Raw genomic sequence first — 26,172 nt, 5'->3', positions numbered from 1 at the left:
GCGCCGTGGACCGGTCCCCGGTCGTGTGCACGTCGACGAGCTCGGCGGGCCGCCCTGCGGCCCGGATCAGGTCCGCGACCTGGCCGGACTGCGCGACGGCGAGCTTGCTCGGCCGGGTGCCGACGCGCAGGGGACGGGCCGGCAAGGCAGTCACCGAAAGCCCCGCGCTTCACCGGCGGCTGCCGCTGGCCGGGGCACGAGGCTGCGAGCGTCATGCACCGCACCTCGAGCGGAGCAGCGGGAGGCGGTGGTCGTAGGAGCGCTGTGGGGTCTGAGAATGACGGGCATTCGTGATCTCTCTGCCTGGTGGGGTCGGACCGGTTTGATAGCTGATCAGAGAGCCTGGATGATGCGCGCCAGATGGAGCAGGGTGCGCTCGTCGCTGCCGGCGGTCCCGGTGCCGACCAGTTGCAGGCCGATGGGCAGACCGCTGCCGGGCGCCGGGACCGACACCGCCGGCCAGCCGGTGAGGTTGAACGGCAAGGTGAGCTCCAGCAGGGCTGCCGCGACGGTCGTGCGTTCGGTGCCGATCGACACGAAGGGCTGGGCCAGCGGGGTGGCGCGTGTGCGAGTCGTGGGCGTCAGTAGGGCATCGATGTCGGCGAGGTGCGCACCGAGCCCGGCCGAGAGCTGCCGCGCGGCCCGTTTCGCGGCGAGGTAGTCGTGGCGGGGATACTCGGCGTAGGAGCGCAGTCCGGCGTAGGTGGCGGGCTGGAAGTCCTCGGCACGTTCGGCCAGGGCGGCCGCGTGGACGGCGTAGGCCTCGCGGCCGAGGATCGGCATGTAGGCGGCGGCGAGCCGGTAGATCTGTGGTGTGTCGACGGGGACGACCTGGACTCCTGCCGTGTCGAGTGCGTGGGCGGCACGGGCCGTGGCGGCCGCGATGGGGGCGTCGAGGAGCGTCCAGTACTCGTGCTGGGGAACCCCGACGCGGATCGGGCGTGGCGGATGGACCGGGTCCTGCCTGCTCCCCACGCCGAGCACCTCCCAGCCGGCCAGGGCGGTATAGAGGTCGGCGGCGAGCAGGCCGACGTGGTCGAGTGAGGGCGCCAGCGGATACACGCCGCGGCGTGGCAGGGCTGCCCAGGACGGTTTGAGGCCGACCACGCCGCACAAGGCAGCCGGGATGCGCACGCTGCCGCCGGTGTCGGTGCCGATCGCGAGCGGGAGATGACCGGCCGCGACGGCGGCGGCCGGCCCCGACGACGACCCACCGGTGATCCGGGTGGGGTCGTGCGGGTTGCGTGCAGGCCCGGACACAGCCACGTCACCGGTCGGCCCATGCCCGAACTCGTGCGTGTGGAGTTTCCCGACCACGATCGCTCCGGCTCGGCGTAGCCGCGAGATGACCGCGGCGTCGGCGCGCGCCGGCGCTGCCCCGGTGCGGACGGCGGAGCCGGCTCGGGTGGGCAGCCCGGCCACGTCGATGAGGTCCTTCACCCCGACCGCGACGCCGTGCAGCGGACTGCGCGGCCCGCGCCGACGCAGTTCCGCTCCGAGCTCGGTTGCGTCGCGAAGCGCGCGCTCCTCGTCGAGCGCCACGACCGCGTTGTGGGGATCGTGGCGCAGCCTGGTCAGGACCCGCTCGATGTGGTCGACGGGTGTCAGGGCGCCCTCGGTGAACCCGACCTGGAGCATGGCCAGGACGCTCGAGGCGCCGGGACCGGGAGCAGCCGGGCTGTCGAGGGCGTCGTGGGTCATCTCAGCGCGACTCGTCGTGGGTGGGGCCGTGTGGCGGCTTCCGAAGGCGCGACCTACGGCCGGCCTCGTGCAGGAGCGGTGCCGAGCTCGCGAGGCCGCAGCGATCGGCGCGTCGACGCCCGACACCGCCCGGGGCTCGGTCATCGGATCGGGCGGAAGGGTTGCAGATCGTACGGCACGTTCCCGGTGACGATGGCGTCGGCGAGCAGGCGGCCGGTGAGCGGGCCGAGCCCGATGCCCCACATGCCGTGCCCGCCGGCGGCGAACACCCGCGGCGAGCTCGTCGGACCAACCAGGGGCAGCCCGTCTGTGGTGCACGGGCGGGAGCCGACCCATTCGTCTTGGCGCTCGTCGAGGTCCACCCCGCGCAGGAACGGCCTCGCGGCGTTCACGATCGCCTGCACGCGCCGCTGGTCGAGGGGCTCGTCGGGGTCGCGGAACTCCATCATGCCGGCGATCCGCAGTCGCTCCCCCAGCGGTGTGCAGGCGACGCGCTGGACCGGCAGGTATACCGGCCCGTCGGGCAGCCGTTCGGCGGCGACGGTGAAGCTGTAGCCGCGCCCGGCCTGGACGGGCACTCGTACTCCGAACCGGTAGCCGAGTTCGGGCAACCACGCGCCGGTGGCGATCACGGCCGCGTCATAGCGGTGCATCCCTGTGCGGGAGCGCACCCACACCTGCTGCCCGTCGTCGAAGACGTCCGAGACCCGGGTGTTCTCGCTGATGACGGCCCCGCGCCCCCGGACCGCGTCGGCGAGCGCGGCGAGATAGCGCGGCGGGTCGATGAACCGCTGGTCGTGCAGCTGCACCGCGGCCGCGACGTGCTCGGTGAGGATCGGGGCGCGCTCGCGTGCCTGCTCCCCGGTCAGGACGTCGAAGCCGAGCTTTTGCCCGATCCGTTCCAGCTCACCGAGTTCCTCGAGCAGGCGCGCGCGTTCGTCGGCGTGGGAGAAGCAGACCAGGAACGGGTCCGCCGGCTGGGTCGGGGCCTCGACCCCGCCCGCGGCGAGTTCGTCGAAGGCGTCGAGGGCCTGGCGGTTGACACCCCGGTAGGCGGCCATGCCGCGCCGCCAGCGGTGGGTGGTGCAGTTGCGAGCGAACCCGGCCAGGAACCGCCACAGGCTCGCCTCGAGGCTGATCGGCACGTAGACCGGCGAGGCGGGATCGAGCGCGGCGCGCATTCCGTAGCGCAGCACGGCCGGTTCGGGCAGCGGGGTGGTCAATGCGGGGGCGAGCCACCCGGCGTTGCCCCACGACGAGCCCGCGGCGATCTCGTTCCGCTCGAGGACATCGACGTCGACCCCGCGCTGTTGGAGGAACCAGGCGGTGGCCAGCCCGACCATCCCGGCGCCGACGACCGCGACCCGCCCCGTGCGCCCCGGCGCCGGGGGGAGCTCCTCGAGCGAGCATCTCCACCGCCCGCCGGGCTCGGCGGGTTCGGCCGCACCAACCAGCTGCTGATCAGGAGCGAGGGACTGGTCGGTGTCGTCGGGCCGATGGGTGTCGTTCACCGTGTGCCCTCCTTGTTCGCCTTGGCCTCGACGGGTGCCTCGATGTGGACGGCGCTGAGCCAGCCCAGGAAAGCGGCCAGGGCGGCGACGAGGAGGGCCGGGCCGGCGAGTCCCAGGACGAGCAGCCCGACGACCAGGACGAGCAGGCCGACAGCCGGCCAGCTGAAGTGGAACTGGCGAGGGCAGCTGCGGGTACGGCTGCGGACGGGCAGCTGCTGCTGGCCATCACCGAGTCGAGTGACGAACTCGGGGTCGTCGGTGCGAAGCTGGCGTTCGACCTCGTCGAGCACGTGCCGCTCGTGGTTGTTCAACATTGCACTTCTCCCCAGCAGTGCTCGTTCGTCAGGGCCGAAAAGGGTTCGGTCGGTTACCAGTTGGCCGGTGGATCGCTGGCCGGGAAGGAATGCTCGCCCCACTCCTGGACAATGTCTCGGACGCTGTCCTCGACCTCGTGCGGTTCGGCGGCGATCGCCTTGACGGCAATTGCGACGGTTATGTCGGGTCCGTGTGTGGTGGCGGCGAGAACCCACGGTGAAGCCGACGCGTGCCCGTTAGTTCGGACTCGCGGCGAACCGGAGGCATGACATTTCTCGGGCACGGCAACTCCAAGGATCAACGCCACCGGAGGGTGGCCGGTTCGATCGCCGTAGTGGCGGCGGTAGTGGCGCACGGGCGACCGTGTGGTCATCACGGATGGAAAGTGCGGGCGCTTCTTGTCTTGCGGAAGGGCTAGCGTGTAACCGCGTCCCGCTGGTCAGGTCGGCGCTTCCCGGCCGTGTGCCTACCCGGCTGCGAATAAGCGCGGACGACGTCGGCGAGTTCAGGTGAGCCGGCCATCGGGCGACTTCCCAGCCGTTGCTGCAGCCGGGCCCGCAGGCCGTGCCGGTAGCCGGGTTCCGTGCCGCCCAGCACCCCCTGGTCGGCGCCACTGACCAGAGCCCAGCCCAGACAGGTGGGTTGCACCGGACATCCGCGGCACAACCGCGGGCTATCGGCGCCGCGAGGCCGGGGACCCGACAACGCACGCGGGTCGCGCTTCACGCAGTGCGCCCCGCGCATCCACCCCTCGCGAATGGTCATGTTTGAAGTCACGTTCGGCGTCATCTCACGCCTCGCCCTGCGGATGCTCACACGGCACGACGACCACCGAGCAGCGGGCGCGGGCAGCGCACCGCAGTGCCAGCGGACGCTCGGCGCCCTGCGCGGGACGATGCCGGGAGTGACCGAGAACGAGCAGGTCATCAGGGCGGTCGGCCAGACGAAGCAGCGTTTCGTCCGGGTCCCCCGGCGTGACGACGAGGCGGACGTCGACATCGTCGGCGGGCACCGATGCCTGCGCGAGCGCGTGGTAGGCGTCCTGCAGCGCCGGCGGGCCGCCGCCGGGGCCCGCCGCGCCGTCGCGGTCGTCGCGGACGTCGACCGCGTACAGGACCGCGCCGGTTCCGCGGGCCAGCGACATCGCGGTGTCGACGACCCGTGGATGAGCGCCTTGCCCGCCCACGCCCACGATCACCCGTGGCCGCACAGCCGACTCCACAGCACGCACCCCTTCGCATCAGATAGCCATCCAGTAGCCCCGGACGGATCGTCGAGGCCCTGGTTGATCAGGACTTGGCGGGCCTGCCTACTGTGGCGCCACACGGAGAAGCTCGGCAGGCCCGACATCCACCATGCCTAGGAAAACCCGGCGGGGGCAGGGCGAAGTCCCGCAACCTCGCAGCTGCTCTCGTTTCCGGGTTCCGGCAAGGTTGCGTCCCATTCCGGCGGTTGTGGTACATGTGGCGGTGCCGCCCAACGGCCCTCGAGGAGACGCGGGGTGCCGACGACCGGAAACAACCGCGAAAACGGTCGACACCGCGTTTTTTCCGTCGCTAGGCTCGGCCCCACTGAGCACGGCCCGACGCGCCCCGGGCCGTGCTCCTTCGCATCTGCTGCCCTCGCCACGCCCACGCCACGCGGGGGCCGGGCCGGCTTTCAGCGAAATGTTCCTGTGAGGAGTGAGGAAGATGTCCGAAACGCAGGTCTGGTTAGCGCAAAGCGCTTATGACCGTCTCAAGGCGGAGCTGATGACATTGTTGCGGCAGCGGACCGAGGGACTCAGCGGACCAGCGGCCGAGCAGTTCATCGGCGACAGCGCCGACCAGAACACCGGCCAGCAGCTGCTGACCGACCGGCGGGAGCGCGAGAACCGGATCCGAAAATTGCAGGAACTGCTGCAGAACCCGTTGGTCGGCCAGGACCCGCCCGACGACGGCGTGGCCGAACCCGGAATGATGCTCACCGTCCGCTACGAGGACGACCAGGAGACCGAGACGTTTCTGCTCGCCCATTACGAAGAGGGCGCGTACCCGGACGACCTGATGCTCTGCTCTCCCGACTCCCCCCTGGGGCAGGCGTTGCCCGGGAAGAAGCAGGGCGAAAAACTGCAGTACGTTCTCCCGAACGGACACCTCATGAAGGTCACCTTGTTGCGGGCGGTCCCCTACCGCCCCGAAGGTGTGGCCGCGGCGGGTTAGGCCCGTGCCCAAGCGTGGGCTAGGCGATGCCCGTGGCCGCGTATGGCCATCCGCGTCGGTTGCGGCGTGAGGCATGCCGTCCCTCGAACCTGCCGCGGCGATGGCCGATGCTGCCGAGGTGCGGCACCTCGAGCAGTCGATCGCAGGTTGCCGCCGGAGTATCGACGCCCGCTGGGCATCTCGTTGCCGGGCTCCGGCAACGATGCCCGGCAGTACTTCGCCGACACAGCCACCTGTGCGGAGCCATCGCCAACGGGCAACCTGGGGGGACGCCACCTCGGCGAGCAGGAGGCATGCAGGCCGGACCTCCCCTTTGGGCCCGTCTGCACGCTTTTCGTTGTATGACGGCTTCTCAGGAGCGGTGATGACCATGCCGGGTTTGCGCTGAGCTACGCGCCCGAGCGGACGAGTGTGCAAGTTTCCGCGCTTGCCGTGAAGGGGTGGGTCCTGACGCGTGTCCGGAAGTCGCGCGACCAGGAAAGGAAAGTATTTCCGAGAACTGCTTCCGAGTAGGTAAAGATATTCGACTGCTCGAAGGTCAAGGTCGGCCAGCCAGAGGGGCCGATCTCTCTCGATAAGGTGTCGGAAAAGGGCGTGAAGGGCGTGGGGCTGGTGTGGCGGCGAGCCGCGGGACCGCCGATGTTGTGGTTGAGCGGCATGGTGGGTGCCTCGGTGAGTGGTTCAGGCGGTGAGCATCTGGGTCGTCTCCGGGACGTGGGCGTGCGGCGGACGCGCAGCGGCCCGGTCGTCGAGGCGATCCTGGTCGACGGCGATGGGAAGTGCTTCGCGCTGCCAGCTGGGGCCGTGACGCGCTGGCAGCGACAGCGACTGCAGGTCAGCACCCCGCGACAGGCCTGCCGTACGACACGGCCAACGCTCGAGCCCGAGCGGGAATGGCTCGCCGAAACCGTGCTGGGCAAGCCTGTGCTGACCATGGCCGCGCACACCGCTGCCAGGCGGATCAGCGATGTCGGGTTTCGCAGGCTGCGCGACGGCCGATGGATCGTCTGGCTGGTCGACACTCGTCCGGCCTGGCAGCGATGGTGCGGGCTCCCCCGCCGGAGCACGCCGTGGAGCGTGCTGACCCGGCGCGGTGTCATCACCCGGCGCGGCCGGGTCGAATCCGGCCGCTTCGCTCATCCGGCACCTTCCACCGCGGCCGAGCAACCCGGCGGCCCGGTGGACCACGACGCGGCCATGCCGGTGAGCCGTCCGGTCATCGCAGTGCTCCCTCGACAGCGCACCTGCTCCGGCATGCGGCGAGGGGGATCGAGGAGAGGAACACGTCATGTGGATCTACCGCGGTAGGTCCGGCCGAACGGCGATCCAGAGTTGGTGCCGACAACGCCTCGACAACTGGGCGCTGCCGCACCGACGAAGACAGGTCAGCGATGAGGCCCCGTGGGCCCACCGCAGTGCACATCTAGTGGTCGCCGGGACCCAGCACCGGCAGACCGTCGTCGTGCTGCCGGGGCGGCATGGCAACGCCGCTGTGATGAGCCGGGTGCTCGAGCGGCTCGCCACCCGCTACCAGGTGGTCGCGGTCGACCTGCCCGGCGAGGCCGGGCTGGGGTCGGCCGGCCGACCGAACACCCATCGCCTGCGTGACTACGGCCGGTGGCTCGACGCGCTCCTCGCCCGGCTGGCCCGAGAGGCCCCGGACGGGGTGACCCTGCTCGCCCACGGGTTCGGCGCCGCGGTCGCGCTGGCCGCCAGGCCCGCGTCGCACATCAAGGGTCTGGTCCTGCTCAGCCCGCACGGCCTCACCCGCCCAACGATCCGCATCGGGGTGGCCTGGGCGCTGCTGCGTTGGCGGATCGTCCCCACCGCGGCGGCCGGCGCGCGGCTGCTCGCCGCGCTCGCCGGACCGGGCTTCACGCCCCCCGCCGCGCTGGTGGACTGGTTGCGCCTGGTCGGTCGGCACGTGGCCCTGAGCACCACCCCGCCGGCGCAGCTCGAGCTGGCGCATCGCTGGCGTACGACACCGGTCACGGTGGCCGTCGGGGAGCACGACCCGCTCTTCGGCGACGGCCGGCTCGACCGCCCCGTTCGGCGCGCCCTGGGCACCGAAGTACTGACGGTGCCTGAGGTCGGAGCGCTGCTCCCGCACGAACGGCCCGACGCAGTGCTGGCAGTCCTGCGGGCCCACGCCGATCTCGCTCGCGATACTGCACCGGCCCTGCACGGGGAGTCCCACGAGGAACTCGCCGAGGCTGTGCGTCGAGCCGACCCGGACCGGAAAGGCCGAGACGGGCGCCGCCCGGACCGGACCCGCGACCGCACACACCAGCAGCCGGGTCCCATCGCCGCGCCCGGTGTAGCGAGGCGAGTCAGTGCGGCCAGCTCCGCCCGCGCCGGTCGATCAGCCGCACCCCATCAGGCAGGCCGCCCACCAGGCAGGCCCGCACGGTCGAAGCGACTCCCACGACGACCACCTCGGCGGGAGCGGCGAGTTCATGCAGCAGCCGGATCAGCAGTAGCAACTGTGAACACGACGTCGCGCCGAGCACCGGCAGCTCGGACAGGTCGACGACCACCGGGCCTCTGGCGTGATCACCGGTCTTCGCAGCCCGCGACTCGAGTCCGCGGCGTACCTGTCGGATCAGCGCCGGAACACTACGCGGCATCGACTGCGCGTCAGCGGCGGTGATCCCCACCCGAAGCGGGCCAGGTTCAGGCCTCGGACCGACGATCCGGCGCTGCGCCCGGGCTGTCGTTGTCGAGTTGACCCCCGTCGCCGCGCGGCTCGGTGGATCAGGTCTGCACGCCGAGGCGCGACTCGTGCCGTAGTCGGCCACGGGGCCGAAGCCGGGGCGCCGCAGCGACGAGGACGGGGTGGGCGCAGACCGCGGCGTTGCCCGGGTCATCCCATCCTCCCGAGCCGGATGGATTCGGTGAACGGTGGGCGCTGTCGTGGTGGCGCGTCGCCGGACACGGCACGGCGAGGGCGGTCTGGCGCGGGCTGGCAGGTCGCGAGCACCTCGGTTGCGAGCGCCGCCGCGGCGCGCTGCACGCAGGGCGGCACGGCGGCGTGGTCGTGGACGAGTGCGGCGGCGAGGTTCTCCAGTAGTCGCGCGCTCGATGTGAGGATCCCCGTCGTGGCCCGGCCTGGCTGCATCGACCGCATGTGGGTCGCAGCCGCGGCCAGCGGCACCGGATCGACACAGGACGGATGCACGTGTCTCGAACCCTCCTTCAGCCGGGCAAGGTCCCGGCCCGAAAACACACAGATGATCACGGCGCCACCACGGGCGTTTCGCCACGACAGGGGTGCCGTTCTCGACGGTGCCTCGTTCACCCGGCCTGGCGCAGGGGCGAACCTGAACGAAGTTGGATTGCACTTGATTGCCGTGCTCCGGCAATCTGGACCGAACGCCGGCCTCGCTCGCAGGTACGGCGGAGGAGAACGACAGCGATGACCCACCCGACCGGACGACGCAGCAGCCCACCCGATCCGCAGGCCCGAAGCGGCGAGCAGGCCTGGCTGCACCGGGTAGCGCAGGAAGCCAGCCGCGGCGCCGGAGGCGTCCCCGTCGAGCTCCTCGGCGGTTTCCTGTCGGTTCTGGTCGAGGCCGCCACCACCGGCCGCCGGCCCGACAAGGCCGAGCTCGACGCCGTCGGGCTCAACGGCCGTCGAGCCGCCGAACTCGGCGTGTCCGCCGGCAACATCGTTCAGCTGTACCTGTCGGCGGCCTGGCGGCTGTGGCGCGAGCTGCCCGCCGTGGTGGAGTTCCCCGACGGCGCCACCACCGCGAACGCCGCCGAGGCCGTGATGCGCGCGGTCGACCGGGCCGTGGCCAGTGTCGCCGAGGGCTACACCCTCGCCCGCCGCGACATGATGCGCAGCGAGGAGACGCTGCGGCGCGAACTGATCGAAGACCTGCTGCGCGGCGACGCCGACATCGGCGCGCTGGTCGAGCGCGCCGAGCCGTTCGGGCTCGACATGGCCCAACCCCACCAGGTGGCCCTGGCCGCGCCCACCGGCCGGCTCGTCGACGCCGAGGCCGCGCTGAGCAGCCTGGAACGCGCGGTGGTACAGGGCATCGGGGACCGCGACGTGCTCGTCGCCACCAAGGACGGCAGCATTGTCGTGGTCGCCCCCGCCACCCCGACCGCCCCGGCCGGGCTCGCGGCTCGCACGCCGCCTGGTGGATATCCCACCCCCGGCGGTGGGCTGGGGGAACTGATGCACACCGACCTGAGCAGGTTCCCGCGCGGCGGCCCGTGGCGCATCACCGTGGGCCGGCCCTATCCGGGCTCCTACGGCATCGCCCGCTCCTACGAGGAGGCCCGCGAAGCGCTGGGCATGGCCGCGCGCCTGCAGCTGGAGATGCCGGTCGTGCGCGCCGAGGACCTGCTGATCTACCGGGTCCTGCTGCGCGACCAACCGGCCATCACCGACCTCGTGCACGCCGTCGCCAGCCCCCTCGCCCGAGCACGCGGCGGCGCCGGTCCGCTGCTGGAGACCCTCGACGCCTACTTCGCCACCGGATGCGTGGTGACCGAGACCGCGCGGCGGCTGCACCTGTCCGTGCGCGCCGTGACCTACCGGCTCGAGCGCATCGCCGAGCTCACCGGCTACGACCCGACCGACCCCGCACAACGGTTCACCGTGCACGCCGCCGTACTCGGCGCCCGCCTGCTCGGCTGGCCCCGACGCGACCTCCCGGCACCGGACCCCACCTGACCACCCCGCTGCCGACCCTCCAGAGCTTGGTTGCCGAGGTCCGGCAGATTCGCGGGTGCGTAGTTGGCGGGTCATCGCCCCTGCCGCGGGGCGCGTTCCCCGGCATCGTGGTTGTTGTCCAGGAAGTGCCTGGACCGGGGCATGTGGGTGTCCTCCTCAGTCCCCCTGCCGACGCCCGCATGCCCGCCACCCGGCCCCACGCTGCCACGAGTTGTCGCGCCGAGTTGTCGGGTCGAATCGGAAGCGAAGGGACGAAGAGGCAATGACGTCTGCTCGAAAGCGGGTGATCGTCGGCGTGACCGGAACGCTGACCAATCTGCAGGCGCTGCGAGTCGCCGCCGACTGTGCACGCGAGCGGGACGCCGTGCTCTACGCCATCCACGTCTGGGAAACCGGCAACGACCTGGAGTCCATGCGCGCCACCGCGCACAAACCGGGCGTCACCACGTGGGTGCAGCTCATTACGCAGGCCTTCGACGACGCGATGGGCGGGGCACCAGACGACATCGTCCTGCGCACCGTGGTCGTCGAGGGCCACCCCGGATATCGACTGCCCCGGCTAGCCCACCTCGAGACCGACCTGCTCGTCCTCGGGGCCGGGCGCCCTGGCCGCTGGACCATCCCCCCTACCGCCCGCCAGTGCCTGCGCCAGGCCCGATGCCCGGTCCTGGTCGTCCCCGCCCCCGAGATGGCCCGCACCACGCCGACGCTCGCCCGGGGCAGGCAGGGCACCCGGCAGCTACAGGGGGTCATCGCGGACTGGGCCCTCGCTGACAAGGCGGCCTGACATGAGCATCGTCGCTGCACTGCTGCGGCTGCGTCTCCCGCGTGATGTGGCCTGCGCTCACTCCGAAGCCCTGACGCTGGCCGCCATCGCCACCCACCTGCCGGCCAGCCCCGAGCTCAACGTCATATCCGAACTCACCGAACGACAAGGTGGATCACCAGTGGGTCTCTGGACCTACTCGCTGCTGCGCGCCGTGCCGCTGCGCGTCCCGGTCTGCGGCGACCAGCTCGTCCACATCGCCGGCACGGCGGCCGATCGTGCGATGCGTGCCGAGTACGGCGCCGCGGCCGGGGCACACGCGATCCTGGCGCGCACCGCCGAGCAGCTCGCCACCTGCCGCCGCGCCATGGCCGGCACCCCCGCCCAACTCGGCAGGCGCTGATGCACCATCCGGCGACCCCCCAGGCCCCAAGCGCCGCAACGGCGAGCTCCCCGGCGTCGGCCGACCCGAACCTCGCAGAAAGCCGCGCCGGCACGACGCGACCGCGCCGGCGGCCACGTCGTGCTCGCGGGGCGGAGACCATGGACCAGGCGCAGCTCGACCTGCTCAGGCGCAGCCGCGCGCGGGTCGAGAACCGCGCCGACGAGTTGACCGAGCATTTCTACGAGGCCCTGTTCGAGCACGCGCCGGGGCTGCGCACCCTGTTCCCGCTCGACCCCTACGGCCGTCGGGCACCGCTGGCCGACACACTGATCTGGCTGCTGCACCGCCTCGATCAGCGCCGCGAACTCACCGAGCGACTTGCCGATCTCGGGCGCGATCATCGCAAACACGGCATCACCGCCGCCCACTACGAGGCCGGCGGGCAGGCCCTGCTCGCAGCCCTCGCACACATCCACGGCCCGTCGTGGACACCCTCGCTCGCTCACGCCTGGGCCGACGCCTACACCGCCGCTACCGACGAGATGCTCACCGCCGCAGCCGACCGCGGACCGGCGCTGTGGCTGGGCCGCGTCGTCGAACACCAGCGACTCGCCGCTGATCTCGCCGGCATAGTGGTGCAAACTCTCGAGCCGCTGCCCCACCACCCCGGCCAATACCTCAGCGTCGAGATCCCCCAGCGCCCCGGCCTGTGGCGCTACTTGTCTCCCAGCGAGCCGGCCCGCCCGGACGGAGTTCTGCGCTTCCACGTTCGCGCCCTGCCCGGTGGGCTGGTCAGCCCCGCCCTGGTCGCCCGAACCCAGCCCGGCGACACCTGGCGGATCGGCCCCCCACTCGGCCGGCTCCCGGACGCCCTCACCACGACCAGGGATCTCCTCCTGCTCGGCCAAGGAACCGGCCTCGGGCCCCTGACCGCCCTGATCGCCGCCCTCGACACACGCGAGGACCCGACCCGCACACACCTCTACGCGGCCGCACGCAGCAAGAACGAGCTCCGCGCCCTGCTCCCCAGCGGCCCACGCGCCCGCCACCGGCCGTGGCTGACCGTCACCCCGGTCGTCCCCTCCACCGGCACCCACCGGCCCAGTTCCCCGGTCGGAGCCGCGCTGCGGGCCCGGGGCTGGCAGCAGCACGCCATCGTCGTCTGCGGGCCACCCCGCATGCAGGCAACGGCCCTCGACCAGCTCCACGCCGCCGGCGTACCCGCCGAGCAGCTCCACAGTGACCCCCTGCCGACCTCACTGGCGATCAGACGATGACGCACCCGAACGCCACCACCGACAGCGGCTACGTGACCGACCAGGACGTCGGAGAAATCGACCTGCAGCTGGTCGCTCAAATCGTCCGCCGAGCCGGACTGGACTGCCGGGTCGACAAGAACCCGGCAGCGACGGTCTTGCACGCTCGCAAGGCCATGGACGCCCCGGCGTGGACCGTGATCGCGGGAACCTGCGCCGACCCGAGCACACCGCTCGCCTTCATCGGCCTCACGGACTCCATCCGCACCCGCGTGGTGCGCGACCCCGACGAGCGTCACCTCGCCGCGCTCATCGTGCTGCAGGTGCTCCGGAACAACCCCCACGAGCTCCTCACCTACGACGAGGCCGCGGCATCTGGCCTCGCCGACAACCTGATCTGGCGCTGACCCCGCCAGTCCCCTCACCTGCCGACACCGTCGACCAAGAGGCACCATGACACCCATCCGCGGTACAACCCGTGCTCAGGCCGTCGAAGAGCTCCTGCGCGAACTCTCGAACCTGCTGGTCACCTGTTACTCGGTACCTGAGACCGAGCGGGAGGTCTCCTGGGCCGCAGACGCCGACCGAATCACGGGCCACATCGCCCTGACACTCGCCACCGCTCGTGCTCGCCTCGGCCCCGATGCCCGAGCGGTCACCGCGCCCACGTTGCACGTGCGCTAATGCAGCGCCCGACCACGCCAACAAACACAGCACCCTGGCTGAGGCAGATGCTCGGGTCGTCCTGCCACCGTCATCGCAACCGCGCACGAGCATGTAACGCAGGATCGATCGGCCCCTCGCCACACGCTGCACGAAGAGGCCGCGCCGCGGCGGTCGGAAATCACCGGAAACGAGGTAGCAGATGAGGGGCACGGAACTCGGCGGCGACGGGCCAGACGCGATCCTGGTGGGAGTTGACGGATCACCCACCTCCCTGCGCGCTGCGGCCTACGCGGCAGGTCTGGCTCGACGCCAGCACGCCGCCCTAGTCGTGGTGTGCGTCATCGAGGCCCAAGGGGCCATGGCCGCCCTGGCCACCACCCCAGAGGCCTTCAACGCGATCGACCAGGCTGAACGAGACGCCTCCCAGGCTGCGCGTGCGAAGATCGAGGCCGGGCTCGCCCACTTCTCGGTCCACGCGAACGTGTACGTACTCCGAGGCGACCCGTTCCGCAAGCTGACCGGAGCAGCGGCCGAACTCAGGGTTGACGCGATCGTTATCGGTGCCTCCACGAAAGCCGGGCACCGCTTGATCGGTTCGCTAGGCACTCGCCTGGTCCGGTCGACGCGTTGGCCGGTCACCGTAGTCCCCTAGGAGCTCTCTAACTCACCTGTTTGTGGGCGCCGTCGCCGGCCGGGCCCGGCGCGACGAGCCGGAACCGGAGCCGATCAACCGGATGGCGAAGCAGACCGCCGTATCGCGGCTTGCCCCCGTAACCCCGGCTTCTCGCGCCCCCGAGGCCCCGCGCCCTGCGAGCCGACGCGCCGCGTTCGATGGCGTGTCGTGGCACAGCTTCACCTCGCCAAGGCTCCAGCCTTGAGCGCTTCGGAAGGAGGTGGTGTCACAACTGGTGTCATGACACCGGTGTGTCGTGACAGGACTGAACAGCTCTGCCGTGCTGAACTGGGTGGGCGCGGCAGGGATTGAACCTGCGACCTATCGGGTGTACAGCGCGCCACTGCCCTCTCAGGCCTCCTGCCAGCGACAACGCCGACACGAGATCGTTCGAGGATCTCGTCGACGGTCTCGGTCCAGGTGAATCAGCGGCCGGCCGTCCCAGCTCTTGATCTGGGCGGATGCCACGATCGAGGGTAGGACGCGAAGACCCGTGATCAGCCGTTGCTACGTCGCGAATCTCTGGTGCGGTGGAATGCTCGGCGCCCGGACTTACCGAGGCGGGCAGGGGGAGCCTCCTTCACAGGGAGAAGGAAGCGGTATCCGCCGACCCGCTCGCTGGAGTCGCTGTGGTGCACGACGAACATTGCACCTCCGTCGGTCAGGAGACGTCGCGGACGGTGTTGCGAAGCGTCCCGAGTTTGCTGACCTCGACTTCGACGACGTCACCGTCGACGATGAATCCCGGCGGCTCCATGAAGAGCCCGACACCGCCCGGCGTCCCCGTGACGATGACATCTCCCGGTGCGAGCGGCGTGAACGCGGTGACGTATTCGATTATCGAGGGGATGTCGTTGATCAGGTCGGCGAGCTTGCCGCGCTGGCGCACCTCGCCGTTGACCCGGGTCATGAGCTCGAGCTCGGTGACGTCGCCGACCTCGTCGGCTGTCACCAGGCACGGACCGAAGCCGCCGGTCCCCGGCCAGGTCTTGCCGGGCAGCCACTGGCTGGCGGCCCGCTGCCAGTCGCGCACCGAGAAGTCGTTGTACGCGGCGTACCCGGCGACGCGGTCGTATGCCTCGGCCTTGGAGACCCGGTGCGCGGGCTTGGAGATGACCAGCGCCACCTCGCCCTCGTAATCGAACTGTGCGGAGTCCGCGGGCTTGAGGGCGTCCTCGCCGTGGCCCATCTGGCTGTCGGCGTAGCGGGCGAAGACGATCGGGGCCTGAGGGGCCGCCTTGCCGATCTCGTCCAGGTGAGTGCGGTAGTTGACCCCGATGCAGATGATCTTGCCGGGGCGTGGGATGACCGGAGCGAGCCGTACGTCGTCGAGCGCCACCGGGTGCTCGGTGTAGTGCGTCAAGGAGTCGAGGGCGCCCGCGGCGATGGCCTCGGCGAGCGAGGGCACGATCGGGGTCGCGTCGTAGACGGTCTCGACGTCGAGGCGCCCCCAGGCGATGCTGCGGTCGGCACGGTAGTAGCTGACGAACTTGGTCATCGGGTGTTCCTGTCCAGTGATGGGCGGGCGTACGTGATCTCGGACGAGGGATCGGTCTGTCGGCGGCGGTCGTCGACGAAGCCGCGGAGGCGCTCGACGACGCGGTGCTCGTGGGCGGGGTCGAACACCGCCGCGACGTAGCGGTCGGGACGGACCGCGACGAAGACCGGGCGGGAGCCCGCGCCGCAGGTGAGCACCGCGGTGGTCTCGGCGACCATGCCGTCGGCCGGCTCGTCGCCCGGTGCGCGGACACACAGCCGCTTGGCCGCGATCGCGTCCCAGTACGCGTCGACCGCCGCTTCGGGCGGGCCGCCGATCTGCAGCAGCGCCCAACCGCGCCCGAGGTGGGCGTCGAGCCCGCGTTCGGCACCGGTGGTGTCGCGGACGACCGGTTGGCTCAGGGCGCGGCCGACCGTCACACCGTCGAGCGTGACGTCCGGACACTCGACCGCGACTCCGGCGGTGTAGTCGGGTGGGGCGATGAAGCGCATGTTGGCGAGGAGCTCGCGGACGCGGGGGACCAGGCTGACCGTGCGGACGACGGTGTCGCGCAGGCGCGTGAGGATCGGGTGGGTCGCCATGACGACCGCGCCGATGCGTCGCGAGACCCTGACCATCGCAGCCCCGTGGGTGCGGCGCTCGACCTCGTACGACTCGAGCAACCGCTCGGTCGCCCCGCCGGCGATCGCCTCGATCAGCTTCCAGGTGAGGTTGGTGGCGTCGCGGATCCCGGCGTTGAGGCCCTGGCCCGCGAACGGCGGCATCAGATGCGCGGCGTCCCCCACGAGGAACGCGCGCCCGGCACGGTAACTCCGCGCCACCCGTTGGTGCGCGACGTACACGACCGCGCGGCGTACGTCACCCGGCGCGAGCTCGGCCCGGAAGCGCGGGACGACCAGTTCCCGGATCCGCTCCGACGCTGTCATCGCGTCGGGGTCCTCGTCGTCGAAGAGCATGAACTCGATCCGCAGGCGCCCCTTGATGCCGGGCACGAGGACGTACGGTCGCTCCCCGTCACCATGGAACTCGGCGAACGGGTCCCGGGCGCGGGGCTCGTTGAGCAGATCGACCACGATCCACCGCTGCGGTTGGGTGGTCCCGACCAGGTCGATCCCGACCGCCCGCCGGGTGAGGCTGCGTCCGCCGTCGGCGCCGATCAGCCAGTCGGCGGTCAGCGTCCGCGTCTCCCCCGCGACGGCCTTGGTCACGTTCACTCCGGCGTCGTCCTGCGTGATCGCCGTCGCCTCCGCGCCGCGCAGGAACTCGAGCCCGTCGTGAGCGACCGCCCGGTCCCACAGCAACCGCTCCAGCACCGGCTGGTCGAACTGGGTCTTGGCGGGATGTCCCAGCCTGGACGCGACCGGCCTCGCCTCGAGCAGCAGGCGATCCCCCAGCCCGAAGTAGCGGCTGCCGGTGTCGAGCAGGGACTCCGCCTTGAGCGCGTCGGCCACCCCGAGCTGGTCGAGGGTGCGCAATGACTCGTCCTGGAGGCTGATCGCGCGGGGCAGGTCGCCCGGTTCGGTCTCCTTCTCGACCAACGTCGTGGGCACGCCTGCGTCGGCGAGCAGGAGGGCGGCGACGAGACCGATCGGGCCGGCGCCCACCACGAGCACGTCGCGCCGCGCGGTCACCGCCTCGCCTCCGGCCGCGGGCGGAGCAGGAAGTCGGTGTCGAAGTCGGCGCCTCGGGTCAGCGTCCAGTACTCAAGATGACTGTAGGGCCACACCTGCGAGACGCGACCGCGCGAGTTCTTGTACCAGGTCCGCACCTGCGGCTGCCCCCAGGCACGCTCGGCGTTGCCCCGGTCGATCCAGGCGACCAAGCGGTCCAGGGCCTCCTGCTCCACCTCGAGCGAACCGGCACCGCGGCGCAGCAGCTGGTGGATCGCCTCGACGGTGAACCCTACGCCGCACTCGATCATGAAGTGGAACTGGCCGTGCACGACGTAGTTCGTGTTCGGCCCCTGGATGAGGAAGAGGTTCGGGAAGCCGGGCACGGCGACGCCGGCCCAAGCCGTCGCATCGCCGTTCCAGTGTTGCTCGAGCGTCCGCCCCCTCGACCCGGTCACCACGATCGGGTCGAGGTAGTCGGACGCCTTGAACCCGGTCGCGTAGATCACGATGTCGACCGGGTGCTGTTCACCGTCGGCGGTGACGATGCCCTCGGGGGTGAACATCCTGATCGGGGACGTGACGAGCTCGGCGTGCTCCCGGTGCAGCGCGTCCGCCCAGACGCCGTTGTCGCGGAGCATGCGCTTGCCGCCGGGCGGGTACGCGGGGACGACGACGTCGAGCATGTCGGGACGGTCGGCCCACTGCTCGCGCATGAGGGCGGTGAGTGCCTCACGCACCCGCAGGTTGGTGGCCGAGACCGAGTCGGTGCGGTCCCATTCCGGGTCGACCACGACGGTGTGCAACCGCCCCGTCCGCGCGCTCCAGAACATCTGAAACCGGAACCACTGCCCGTAGTGCGGGACGTGGTCGCTGAGCCAGGCCAGGGCCCGCGGTGTCCGGTCGTGGTAGTTCGGGGCGGGGACCGTCCAGGGCCCCGACCGCTGGAAGACGTCGAGATGGGCGACGCGGTCGATGATGCTCGGGACGATCTGGTACGCGCTGGCCCCGGTGCCGACCACCGCGACCCGCTTACCGGTCAGGTCCACGTCGTGGTCCCACCGCGCGGAGTGCATCCGGACGCCGCGGAAGTCCTCCTGTCCGGGGATCTCCGGGACGTTCGGCTTCTCCAGCTGCCCGGTCGCGGCGATGACGGCGTGGAACCGCCGTCGTCGCTCGACACCGTCGCGCCGGACGACGAGCCCCCAGGTGGCGGTCGCCTCGTCCCACGTCATCGAGACGACCTCGGTGTTCAGCTCGATGTGCTCGCGCAGCTCGGCGCGATCGACGATCTCGAGGGCGTACGCCTCGATCTCCGCACCCTCGGCGTACGCGTGCGGCCAGTCGGCCCGCTGGGCGAACGAGAAGCTGTACCCGAAGGTCGGGGTGTCGAGGCGGACACCGGGATAGGTGTTGGCCCACCACGTGCCGCCGACCTCGGGATGCTTCTCGAACGCGACGAACCGGACGCCCGCCTGCTTGAGCCGGTACATGGCCGCGATGCCGCTCATCCCGGTGCCGATGACCGCGACGTCGAAGTCGCGGTCGGGCGCGACCTCGTCGATGTGCCAGGTCGGCGTTCCCGGGCGCTCGGCGACCAGGTCGAGCTCGTGCATCATCAGCGCCGCGTCCTCGGCACTCGCCCCGCCCGTGATGAAGTCGACGATCGCGCGCGCTTCCTCGGGCTCCAGCAGGCGCGGCCGGGTGAGCCCCTCGTCCCGGACGCGCTTGAGCGCGGGCAGCGCGAGCTCGCGCGCCCGCGCCTGCGCGACCTCGCTCATACCGCCGTTTGCGGGCGGTGTCGTGTCGACGGGCGGGAGCGGCGGACGCAGCTCCGCCGGGATCAGCGTGTGGTCCCCGGTCAGGGCGGCCAGCGCCGTGAGCAGCGACGGCAGGTCTGCCTCCTCGACGATGCGTTCGAGGAAGGCGTCGTCCTCCGTGATCGGCGTGTACTCGTCGCGCCAGTACACGTCGTCGACCTGGGCGACCTCGCTCGTTTCGGACATGAGCACTCCATCGTGGTCGGGTTCGCTCGGGATGTGCCGGGGTCACACGATGCTGGCGACCTCGAGGACCGCGAAGAGCACGTCGTCGAGCTCCTGGGCGAGGCACTCGGCGGCGATCACGTGGTCCGGGCGCACGACGACCGCGCCGACCGGGCGGGCGTCGAACCACGCCTGCAGGCTCGACTCGCCCCCGAGGTCGCCGACGACCGTGACGCCGCTCGTGGCGTGCTTGCGCGCCCACGGCAGCTGCGCCTTCGGCACCACCTGGACGAGGCGGGCGCCGACGCGGTCGAGCACGGCGAGCCGCTGTGCCGACAGGAAGACCGCCGGGTCGTTGTTCCAGGTGATCACCCGCCAGCCCTGCCCGGTCGCTTCGTCGAGCAGCATCTCCACGCCGTCCGCGTCCGTGGCCTGCGGCTGCGGGAAGAGCGAGCCCGCCAGACGCGGCACGTCACGAGCGGGCAGCGACTTCGACGTCGGCAGCGGGGTGTGCACCACGACGCCCTCGTCGAACTTCGGCTGGGGCTTGAAGGCCTGTCGTTTCTGCGCATCCCGCTCTTCGGGGGTGCGGTTGGCGGCGATCCGGTCGCGCTCGGCGGCCTTCTCGGGGTCGTGGTCGGTCATCTCCTTCGCCATCTCGAGGGAGACGGCCATCATTTGCGTGACGTGGCCTCGCCGTTCGGTCTCGTACGTGTCGAGGAGGGCATCGGTCGACAGCCCCTTGAGGACGGCCGCCAGCTTCCAGCCCAGGTTGAAGGCGTCACGGATCCCCGAGTTCCAACCCTGGCCACCGACGACCGGCATGACGTGGGCGGCGTCGCCGGCGAGGAAGATCCGCCCGCTGCGGAACCGCCCGGCGATGCGGGCGTGGTGGCGGTAGACGCGGCGGCGGATGATGTCGAGCCTGGACGGGTCCGGTACGTGCGGAGCCAGCAGCGCGGCGATGTAGGCGTCGTCCTCGACCACGTCCGCGGCCTCGTCCTCGAAGAGGGTGAACTCCCAGCGTCGGATGCCGTGCGGCAACGCGATGGAGGCGTAGCTGCGTGCCGGGTCCCCGCCGAAGACGGCGTGCGGCGTGCCGATCGGGTCGTTGGCGACGTCGATCACGATGCCGTCGGTGGGTCGTGTCTCACCGTCGAAGGAGATGCCCAGGCGTTTGCGGGTGGGTGACGCCCCGCCCTCGGCGGCGACCACGTACCGCGCGCGGACCGTCCCGCCCGCCGCGAAGGTGGCCACCACGCCGTCCATGTCCTCGACGAGATCGGTGACCTCGGAGCCGAACCGGACCGCGACGTTCGGGAAGCGGTCCAGCCCGGCGAGCAGCGCCTGGTCGACCAGCGGCTGCACGAAGCCGTTGCGGCGGGGCCAGCCGAACTCCCGCGTGGTCGGGTTCACCTCGGAGAGGATCATCCGGCCCCCGTTGATCATGTAGATCTTCTGGTCGGGGATGGTGTGCGGGAGCACCTCGTCGACGAGCCCTGCGGTCTGCATCGCCCGCAGCGCCTCGTCGTCGATGCCGACTGCCCGCGGGTAGTCGATCAGCCCCTCCTCCTTCTCGACGAGGAGGACGTCGACGCCCTGCTGTCCGAGCAGGTTGGCCAGGGTGAGGCCGACGGGCCCCGCCCCGACGACGAGGGCATCGATGACGGTCGTGCTCATGCGGCGCTCCCGGGAGATCGCGCCGAGTCCAGCGCGGCGATGGTGTCGACGAAGGCACGGTTCAACAGGACCAGGTCGATGCCGAGGGCGACGTAGTCGACCAGGCCCGCGGCCAGCAGGCCTGCGGCGTACGCAGGCTGCCCCGAGTAGATGCCGAGGGTGACCCCGTGGGCGGACGTGACCTCGCGCAGGTGCGCGACGGCCTCCCGCACGGGCCCCTCCGCCCAGTCACCCCGCCCGGGCAGGCCGTAGGAGACGGCCAGGTCGGCCGGGCCGAGGTAGATGGAATCCAGGCCCGGGGTCGAGATGATCTCCTCGGCGCGGTCCACGCCGGTCCTGGTCTCGATCTGGGCGATGGCGGACACGGCTCGGTTGCCCGCCTCGGTGTAGGAGGTGCCCTCGTACAGCGCGGGCCTGGAGGGGCCCAGGCTGCGACCGCCGAGCGGTGGGTACTTGACGGCGTTGACCAGCGCCACCGCCTCGGCCCGGGACTCGATCGTGGGCGCGATGACACCGCGGGCCCCGCTGTCGAGCAACCGAAGGACCGGCGCGGGATCCAGCGAGCCCACCCGCGCATACGTGTAGGCGCTCCGCCGGGGCGACGAGCGCAGGATCCCGCACGCCGCCTCCAGCCCCAGCTCGCCGTGCTGAAGGTCGAGGACCACCCCGTCGTAACCGGCTGCCGTTGCCCACTCCGGCATGGAGAACGAGGGCACCGACTGGTGGTAGAGGACGGGGTTGGCCTCACCGAGGTCTGCTCGCTTCACTGGACCGTGCTCCCTCGCCCGGCCAGCCGCGCGGCGTGCGCGGCGGCCGCCTTGCCGCCGAAGATCGGCACGATCCGGCGGCGGACGAACCGCCATTGCCCGTCGACCCTGCGGTACCGCTCACGGAACTCACCGACCGAGGCCGGTTGCGTCTGCGGCTCGCTGGTGTCGCGGAAGGTCAGGTACTGCACCGTGCCGTCGACCTCGTCGCCGTCCCAGACGAGCCGGACACCGCCGATGAAGTGCCTGCCGACGACGTCGGTCTGCTTGGCGCGCTCGGCGCCCCAGGCCTTCATGGCGTCGCGGTCCATCTCCCCCAGCGGGCCCACCGAGACGCCGTCGTCGGTGTACAGCTCCCACGTGGTGTCCGCCCCGTTGTGGTCGAGGCGGTACAGCATCTCCGCGATCAGCTGCTCGATCTCGACGCGGGTCGTCGCGTCGACGGGGCGGTACTCACTCATGTTCAGCCTTTCGAATCCGCGGTGGCGACGACGCGACCGAGTCCGGTGATGGTGGCGACGCACTCGACGTCGGCGGGCCACGGCTCGATGTAGCCGATGGACCCGGACAGCAGCACCTCGCCCGCCCGCAGCGGTTCGCCGGTGCGGATCGCCGTCTCGGCCAGCCAGATCACCGCGTTGACCGGGTCCCCCAGCACATTGCTGCCGACCCCACGGGTGATCTCCGTGCTGCCGCCGGTGATCACCATCTCGACGGCGGTGAGGTCGACCTTCCCGTACGGGTGCCGCTCCTCGCCGAGCACGACGCCGCTGCAACCCGCGTTGTCCGCGATGGTGTCCACGATCTGGCCGACCGGGCCGTCGTAGCGGAAGTCGACGATCTCGAACGCAGGCGTCACGTGGTCGATCGCGGCCTCGACGTGCTCGCGGGAGGCCTCGAGGATGTCGCTGTGGAGCACGAAGGCGACCTCGGCCTCGATCAGCAGCCGGTTGTACCGCGACAGCGGCAGGTGCGACCCGGAGGGATGCACCATGTCGTCGTGGATGATCCCGTAGTCGGGCTCGTCGATGCCCACGCGCTGCTGCACGAGGGGATTGGTCAGGCCGACCTTGCGGCCGACCCGCCTCACCCCCAGTTCGCGCTCGCGCAGGGCGGCGAACTCGGCGGAGATCGCGTACGCCGCGTCGAGGTCACGTTCGGGGAGCCGGGGGCTCACGTACGGGACGGTGCGGACGTCGCGTTTCGCCTCGAACAGCTCGCGCGCGATCCGCTGCATGGACTCCTGGCTGACGCTCACCGCCGGCCCTCCTCGCCCGCGTGCTCGGTCAGGAAGGCGACCGCCGCCGCGTTGAACTCCGCCGCGCCCTCCCACTGCGGCCAGTGGGCCGCCCCGCGGATCAGCAGGTACCGACCGTCGGGCACCAGCTCGCACAGCCGCAGGCCCTCGGCAGCGTCGCCGGTCGGTTCGTGGTCGCTCCACACCATCAGGGTCGGGACCGGCACCGCGGCGAAGTCCTCGTCGGTGACCCGGTTGCGCCACCGCCGTTCCGGCTCCCGCAGCGCGGACACGTTCGCCATGCTGAACCCTTCCCGGGCGTAGATCGCCTGGCGGACGCGGACCAACTCGTCGGTGATGTTCTCCGGGTCGTGGATGACGACCTGCAGACGCTTCTTCACGTTGTCGAAGGTCGGCTCGCTCACCGCCCGGGTACTCACCGACTGCGTTCCGTCCAGCCGCGGTTCGTCGATCATCCGCCCGCCAGGCGCGGAGAGGATCACCGTGTGCAGCCGCTCGGGGTGCTTCGGGGCGAACTTCAGGGCGAGCCACCCGCCCAGCGACTCGCCGGCCAGGTGCACCCGCTCCAGCTCCAGCGCGTCGAGCAGCCCGAGCAGGTGCTCCTCGTAGTCGCGGATCTCCAGCGGGTGATCCGCCAGGGTGGTGTACCCGTGTCCGGGGTAGTCGTAGCCCACCACCCGGAAGCCCGCCTCGACGAAGGCCCGGACGTTCTGCGTCCACGCCTCGATGTGGCCGCTGGTGCCGTTGGTGAGCACGATCGTCTGCGCCCCGGGGCCCGCCCCGGCGACGTCGAGGACCCGGGTGCGGTAACCGCCCGCGTCCACGTAGCGCAGGGTGTGCTCGAGGTCGGCGAGCTCCTCCCAGAAGGTCGCGAGATGCCGGTCCGCGCTGCGGTTCATGCGGTCATCGCCGCCTGGATCGCGAAGCCGGCGCCCCACTTCTCGACCGCCCAGTAGTGATCGACGGTCAGGCGGTACGGGCCGGCCGTGGACAGGGCCGCGTAGGCGGCGATCCAGCTGCGCATCTCGTGTGCGGCCGACCCGCCCTCCGCCAGGAACCAGCCGTTCTCCCACGCGTCGACCTGGTCGAGGTCCCCGGAGCGCAAAACGTCGAGGACGAGTGTGTCCCATTCCTCGTTCAACGGGTCGCTCGGGGCCTTGCCGTCGGCGATCGCCTGGATGCCCTCGACGATCCTCTGCTCGCGCGCGTGCCGCTCCTCGGGCGAGGGCGAGTAGGAGACCAGGCGCTCGTGCACGGTGTCGGGGGCACCGTCCCAGCGCGGGATCGGTGGGCTGTGGGAGATGCCGCCCGAGGCGACGAACAGGACCTTCCGCTCCATCGCCTGGGCCGCCCTGCCGAACGCCTCCCCCAGCAGTCGCACCCGCTGCAGGGGGGAGAGCGGGAGACCGATCGCGTTGACGAACACCGGCACGATCGGCTGGGTGAAACCCTTGCCGAACACGAAGTCGAGCGGCTGCACCACGCCGTGATCGACCTTCATCCGCTCGCTGCGGCCGATGTCGATGCCCTCGCCCAGGACCGCAGCGTGGAAGGTCCGGGCTGCGGCGCCGTCGACAGGCAGTGGCCCGGCGGTGGTGCCGTAGTCACCGATGCCCTCGGCGACCGCGCCGATCACCCACGGCGTGATCAGTGAGTAGAGCTGGCCGTTGAAGTGATCGGGCCCGAACACCACGACCAGGTCGGGGTCGTACTCGGTGACGAACCCCCTGACCTCCTCGATGGCGGCGTTGATCTCGGCGAACGTCTCCCCGCCCGGGTCGACATTGCCGTAGGACGGCGCGTGGGAGAGCGCTGCGACGGCCAGCGGCATGGCGTGGTCTGCCTTTCTCGAAGATGGTGGACGGCTGCTACGCGGACGTGCCGGCGAGCTCGGGAGCCCGTCCGGCGGAGCGGCGCAGGCCCAGGTGCAGGGCCACGATGGAGAGGCCGGCGACGAGCATGGGCAGAGCGAAGATCGTGAAGGCCTCCCCCATCCCCAACCCCGCGTCGAAGGCCGCTCCGCCGACGATCGGCGCCGCGATGCCGCCGAACCGGCCGAGGCCGATGACGACACCGAAACCGGTCGAGCGGGCCAGCGTCGGATACAAGGTGGGGACGATCGCGTAGAAGGCCGCGGTGCCCGCGCAGACGAAGAACGAGGCCTGGAACAGCGTCCACCAGGCGGTCGGCATATCCGGGCCCGCGATGCCGAACAGCGACAGGGTGGCGGTGGCCAGGACCAGGAAGACCGGGGCGAGGACGCGGATGCTGAGCTTGCCACCGAGGTAGCCGAAGACCACGTTGCCGAGGATGCCGCCGATGCTGAAGGCGATCACGAGCTGCGGGGCGAGCGCAGGGTTCTGGTTGGCGGAGGCGACCGCACTCGGTGCCCAGTTCGTCATGAAGTAGAAGCTGAGCATGTACGCGAAGTACCCGACGACCATCAGCAGCGTGTAGAAGCCGGTCCGGCCGGTGAACACGGTGCGCAGCGAGCCCTTCGCCCTGACGCCCTTCGAGTCGGACTCCGGGAGCGCCTCGAGAGCGGGGCGGTGCATCTTCGCCAGGAGCGCGTTGAGCCGCTGCAGGGAGTCCGGGCGGCGTCCCTCGGCGAGCCAGGCGAGCGATTCGGGGAGGAAGGCGAACGTGGCGACCGCCGCGATCGCGCTCAGGACGAACCCGACCCACCAGCCGAACTGCCAGCCATACGCGCCGAGCATCGGACCCACGATCATCGCGCCGAGCAGCCCGCCGATGTTGATCGCGGCGGCGAAGACGGCCATCACGAGTGCGTAGATGCGCTTGCCTGTGTACTCGGCGAGGATGACCCCGACCACGGCCACCAGGGAGCCGACGCCGACGCCGGTGACGATGCGGCTCACGACGAGGGGCCAGGTCCCAGTGTCCGGCGTCGCGAACGGGCCGATGAACATGCCCACCGCGATCGTCACGGCTGAGATGACGCCCATCCTGCGTCGGCCGATACGGTCCGCGAGCGGCGCGACGATGATCGACCCCACGAGCATGCCGATCAGGGCGCCGGACATCACGAGTCCGAGCTCGGCCTTCGAGACCCCGAAGCCCTTCTCGATGTACGGAGCGGAGAACGACGTGAGCGAGACGTCGTAGCCGTCGAGCACCACCAGGCCGATCGCCACAACGACGGCGCGGATCTGCAGGCCGCTCATCTTCTCTCGAGCGATGTGGTCGGTAACG

General features: G+C 71.1%; 25 protein-coding genes and 2 pseudogenes. 9 read left to right on the top strand and 18 right to left on the bottom strand.

All coding sequences use genetic code 11. From position 1 onward, the window contains the following. From ABD990_RS27530 to ABD990_RS27510, 6 genes and pseudogenes are all read right to left on the bottom strand, one after another. A pseudogene (locus tag ABD990_RS27530) lies at positions 1-154 on the bottom strand (hydroxymethylbilane synthase); the annotation flags it as partial. Positions 155-333: 179 nt separating this feature from the next. After that, a complete protein-coding gene (locus ABD990_RS27525; RefSeq protein ID WP_345383659.1) occupies positions 334-1,845 on the bottom strand; it encodes an amidase in 1,512 nt (503 codons plus the stop codon). Further along, on the bottom strand, positions 1,842-3,212 hold the full coding sequence (locus ABD990_RS27520; RefSeq protein WP_345383658.1) for an NAD(P)/FAD-dependent oxidoreductase: 1,371 nt from the start codon (positions 3,210-3,212) through the stop codon (positions 1,842-1,844). Before ABD990_RS27520 ends, ABD990_RS27525 begins: the two co-directional genes overlap by 4 nt. Next, positions 3,209-3,526: a DUF3040 domain-containing protein gene (locus ABD990_RS27515; RefSeq protein WP_345383657.1), complete on the bottom strand. Its 318-nt coding sequence runs from the start codon at positions 3,524-3,526 to the stop codon at positions 3,209-3,211. The genes ABD990_RS27520 and ABD990_RS27515 overlap by 4 nt, the downstream gene beginning before the upstream one ends. Before the next feature lie 415 nt (positions 3,527-3,941). Continuing rightward, a complete protein-coding gene (locus ABD990_RS34570) occupies positions 3,942-4,271 on the bottom strand; it encodes a WhiB family transcriptional regulator (RefSeq protein ID WP_425569669.1) in 330 nt (109 codons plus the stop codon). Positions 4,272-4,317: 46 nt separating this feature from the next. Beyond that, positions 4,318-4,749 (bottom strand): universal stress protein, encoded by a 432-nt coding sequence (locus ABD990_RS27510; protein ID WP_345383656.1) that lies wholly within the window; start codon positions 4,747-4,749, stop codon positions 4,318-4,320. Positions 4,750-5,218: 469 nt separating this feature from the next. Here ABD990_RS27510 and ABD990_RS27505 point away from each other — a divergent pair, with 469 nt between their 5' ends. From ABD990_RS27505 to ABD990_RS34565, 3 genes and pseudogenes are all read left to right on the top strand, one after another. Further along, the gene (locus ABD990_RS27505) at positions 5,219-5,728 is read left to right on the top strand and encodes a GreA/GreB family elongation factor (protein ID WP_345383655.1); all 510 of its coding nucleotides are present in this window, start codon (positions 5,219-5,221) and stop codon (positions 5,726-5,728) included. 579 nt (positions 5,729-6,307) lie between these two features. Next, a complete protein-coding gene (locus tag ABD990_RS27500; RefSeq protein WP_345383654.1) occupies positions 6,308-7,036 on the top strand; it encodes a hypothetical protein in 729 nt (242 codons plus the stop codon). Then, positions 7,017-7,556 (top strand): annotated as a pseudogene (locus ABD990_RS34565) (alpha/beta hydrolase); the annotation flags it as partial. The gene ABD990_RS27500 and the pseudogene ABD990_RS34565, both read left to right, overlap by 20 nt. Before the next feature lie 502 nt (positions 7,557-8,058). On the opposite strand, the gene ABD990_RS27490 reads toward ABD990_RS34565, so the two are convergent. Both ABD990_RS27490 and ABD990_RS27485 read right to left on the bottom strand, forming a co-directional pair. Then, the gene (locus ABD990_RS27490) at positions 8,059-8,385 is read right to left on the bottom strand and encodes a hypothetical protein (RefSeq protein ID WP_345383652.1); all 327 of its coding nucleotides are present in this window, start codon (positions 8,383-8,385) and stop codon (positions 8,059-8,061) included. Positions 8,386-8,591: 206 nt separating this feature from the next. Beyond that, on the bottom strand, positions 8,592-8,966 hold the full coding sequence (locus tag ABD990_RS27485; protein WP_345383651.1) for a hypothetical protein: 375 nt from the start codon (positions 8,964-8,966) through the stop codon (positions 8,592-8,594). 177 nt (positions 8,967-9,143) lie between these two features. On the opposite strand from ABD990_RS27485, the gene ABD990_RS27480 reads away from it, so the two are divergent. The 6 genes from ABD990_RS27480 (at position 9,144) to ABD990_RS27455 (ending at position 14,140) form a co-directional block, all read left to right on the top strand. Beyond that, positions 9,144-10,415 (top strand): PucR family transcriptional regulator, encoded by a 1,272-nt coding sequence (locus ABD990_RS27480; RefSeq protein WP_345383650.1) that lies wholly within the window; start codon positions 9,144-9,146, stop codon positions 10,413-10,415. A 262-nt stretch (positions 10,416-10,677) separates the two neighbouring features. After that, the gene (locus tag ABD990_RS27475) at positions 10,678-11,202 is read left to right on the top strand and encodes a universal stress protein (RefSeq protein WP_345383649.1); all 525 of its coding nucleotides are present in this window, start codon (positions 10,678-10,680) and stop codon (positions 11,200-11,202) included. A gap of 1 nt (position 11,203) precedes the next feature. After that, entirely contained in the window at positions 11,204-11,584 is a 381-nt protein-coding gene (locus tag ABD990_RS27470) for a hypothetical protein (RefSeq protein ID WP_345383648.1), read from the top strand. 140 nt (positions 11,585-11,724) lie between these two features. Beyond that, entirely contained in the window at positions 11,725-12,843 is a 1,119-nt protein-coding gene (locus ABD990_RS27465) for a globin domain-containing protein (RefSeq protein ID WP_345383647.1), read from the top strand. Further along, complete coding sequence (locus ABD990_RS27460) at positions 12,840-13,229, top strand: hypothetical protein (RefSeq protein ID WP_345383646.1); 390 nt, start codon at positions 12,840-12,842, stop codon at positions 13,227-13,229. The genes ABD990_RS27465 and ABD990_RS27460 overlap by 4 nt, the downstream gene beginning before the upstream one ends. A gap of 458 nt (positions 13,230-13,687) precedes the next feature. Beyond that, positions 13,688-14,140 carry a universal stress protein gene (locus tag ABD990_RS27455; protein WP_345383645.1) on the top strand — a complete coding sequence of 151 codons (453 nt, stop codon included), beginning with the start codon at positions 13,688-13,690 and terminating at the stop codon, positions 14,138-14,140. Between the two features lie 682 nt (positions 14,141-14,822). Here ABD990_RS27455 and ABD990_RS27450 read toward each other — a convergent pair. From ABD990_RS27450 to ABD990_RS27405, 10 genes are read right to left on the bottom strand one after another with little or no spacing between them, the layout of a single operon-like run. Continuing rightward, the gene (locus ABD990_RS27450; protein WP_345383644.1) at positions 14,823-15,659 is read right to left on the bottom strand and encodes a fumarylacetoacetate hydrolase family protein; all 837 of its coding nucleotides are present in this window, start codon (positions 15,657-15,659) and stop codon (positions 14,823-14,825) included. Continuing rightward, on the bottom strand, positions 15,656-17,290 hold the full coding sequence (locus tag ABD990_RS27445) for an FAD-dependent monooxygenase (protein WP_345383643.1): 1,635 nt from the start codon (positions 17,288-17,290) through the stop codon (positions 15,656-15,658). Before ABD990_RS27445 ends, ABD990_RS27450 begins: the two co-directional genes overlap by 4 nt. Then, positions 17,287-19,275: a flavin-containing monooxygenase gene (locus tag ABD990_RS27440; protein WP_345383642.1), complete on the bottom strand. Its 1,989-nt coding sequence runs from the start codon at positions 19,273-19,275 to the stop codon at positions 17,287-17,289. Before ABD990_RS27440 ends, ABD990_RS27445 begins: the two co-directional genes overlap by 4 nt. A gap of 42 nt (positions 19,276-19,317) precedes the next feature. Next, on the bottom strand, positions 19,318-20,934 hold the full coding sequence (gene mhpA, locus ABD990_RS27435) for a bifunctional 3-(3-hydroxy-phenyl)propionate/3-hydroxycinnamic acid hydroxylase MhpA (protein WP_345383641.1): 1,617 nt from the start codon (positions 20,932-20,934) through the stop codon (positions 19,318-19,320). Further along, the gene (locus ABD990_RS27430) at positions 20,931-21,701 is read right to left on the bottom strand and encodes an HpcH/HpaI aldolase family protein (RefSeq protein WP_345383640.1); all 771 of its coding nucleotides are present in this window, start codon (positions 21,699-21,701) and stop codon (positions 20,931-20,933) included. The genes mhpA and ABD990_RS27430 overlap by 4 nt, the downstream gene beginning before the upstream one ends. Next, a complete protein-coding gene (locus tag ABD990_RS27425) occupies positions 21,698-22,162 on the bottom strand; it encodes a nuclear transport factor 2 family protein (RefSeq protein ID WP_345383639.1) in 465 nt (154 codons plus the stop codon). Before ABD990_RS27425 ends, ABD990_RS27430 begins: the two co-directional genes overlap by 4 nt. 2 nt (positions 22,163-22,164) lie before the next feature. Continuing rightward, on the bottom strand, positions 22,165-22,959 hold the full coding sequence (locus ABD990_RS27420; RefSeq protein WP_345383638.1) for a 2-keto-4-pentenoate hydratase: 795 nt from the start codon (positions 22,957-22,959) through the stop codon (positions 22,165-22,167). After that, complete coding sequence (locus tag ABD990_RS27415) at positions 22,956-23,858, bottom strand: alpha/beta fold hydrolase (RefSeq protein WP_345383637.1); 903 nt, start codon at positions 23,856-23,858, stop codon at positions 22,956-22,958. The genes ABD990_RS27420 and ABD990_RS27415 overlap by 4 nt, the downstream gene beginning before the upstream one ends. Then, a complete protein-coding gene (locus ABD990_RS27410) occupies positions 23,855-24,790 on the bottom strand; it encodes a 3-carboxyethylcatechol 2,3-dioxygenase (protein ID WP_345383636.1) in 936 nt (311 codons plus the stop codon). The genes ABD990_RS27415 and ABD990_RS27410 overlap by 4 nt, the downstream gene beginning before the upstream one ends. Positions 24,791-24,827: 37 nt before the next feature. Beyond that, the gene (locus ABD990_RS27405; RefSeq protein WP_345383635.1) at positions 24,828-26,144 is read right to left on the bottom strand and encodes an MFS transporter; all 1,317 of its coding nucleotides are present in this window, start codon (positions 26,142-26,144) and stop codon (positions 24,828-24,830) included. Positions 26,145-26,172 lie beyond the last annotated feature (28 nt).

The sequence above is a fragment of the Pseudonocardia yuanmonensis genome, from assembly GCF_039542425.1.
Classification (GTDB): Bacteria; Actinomycetota; Actinomycetes; order Mycobacteriales; family Pseudonocardiaceae; genus Pseudonocardia; species Pseudonocardia yuanmonensis.
This window is presented reverse-complemented; position numbering and strand designations above follow the sequence as displayed.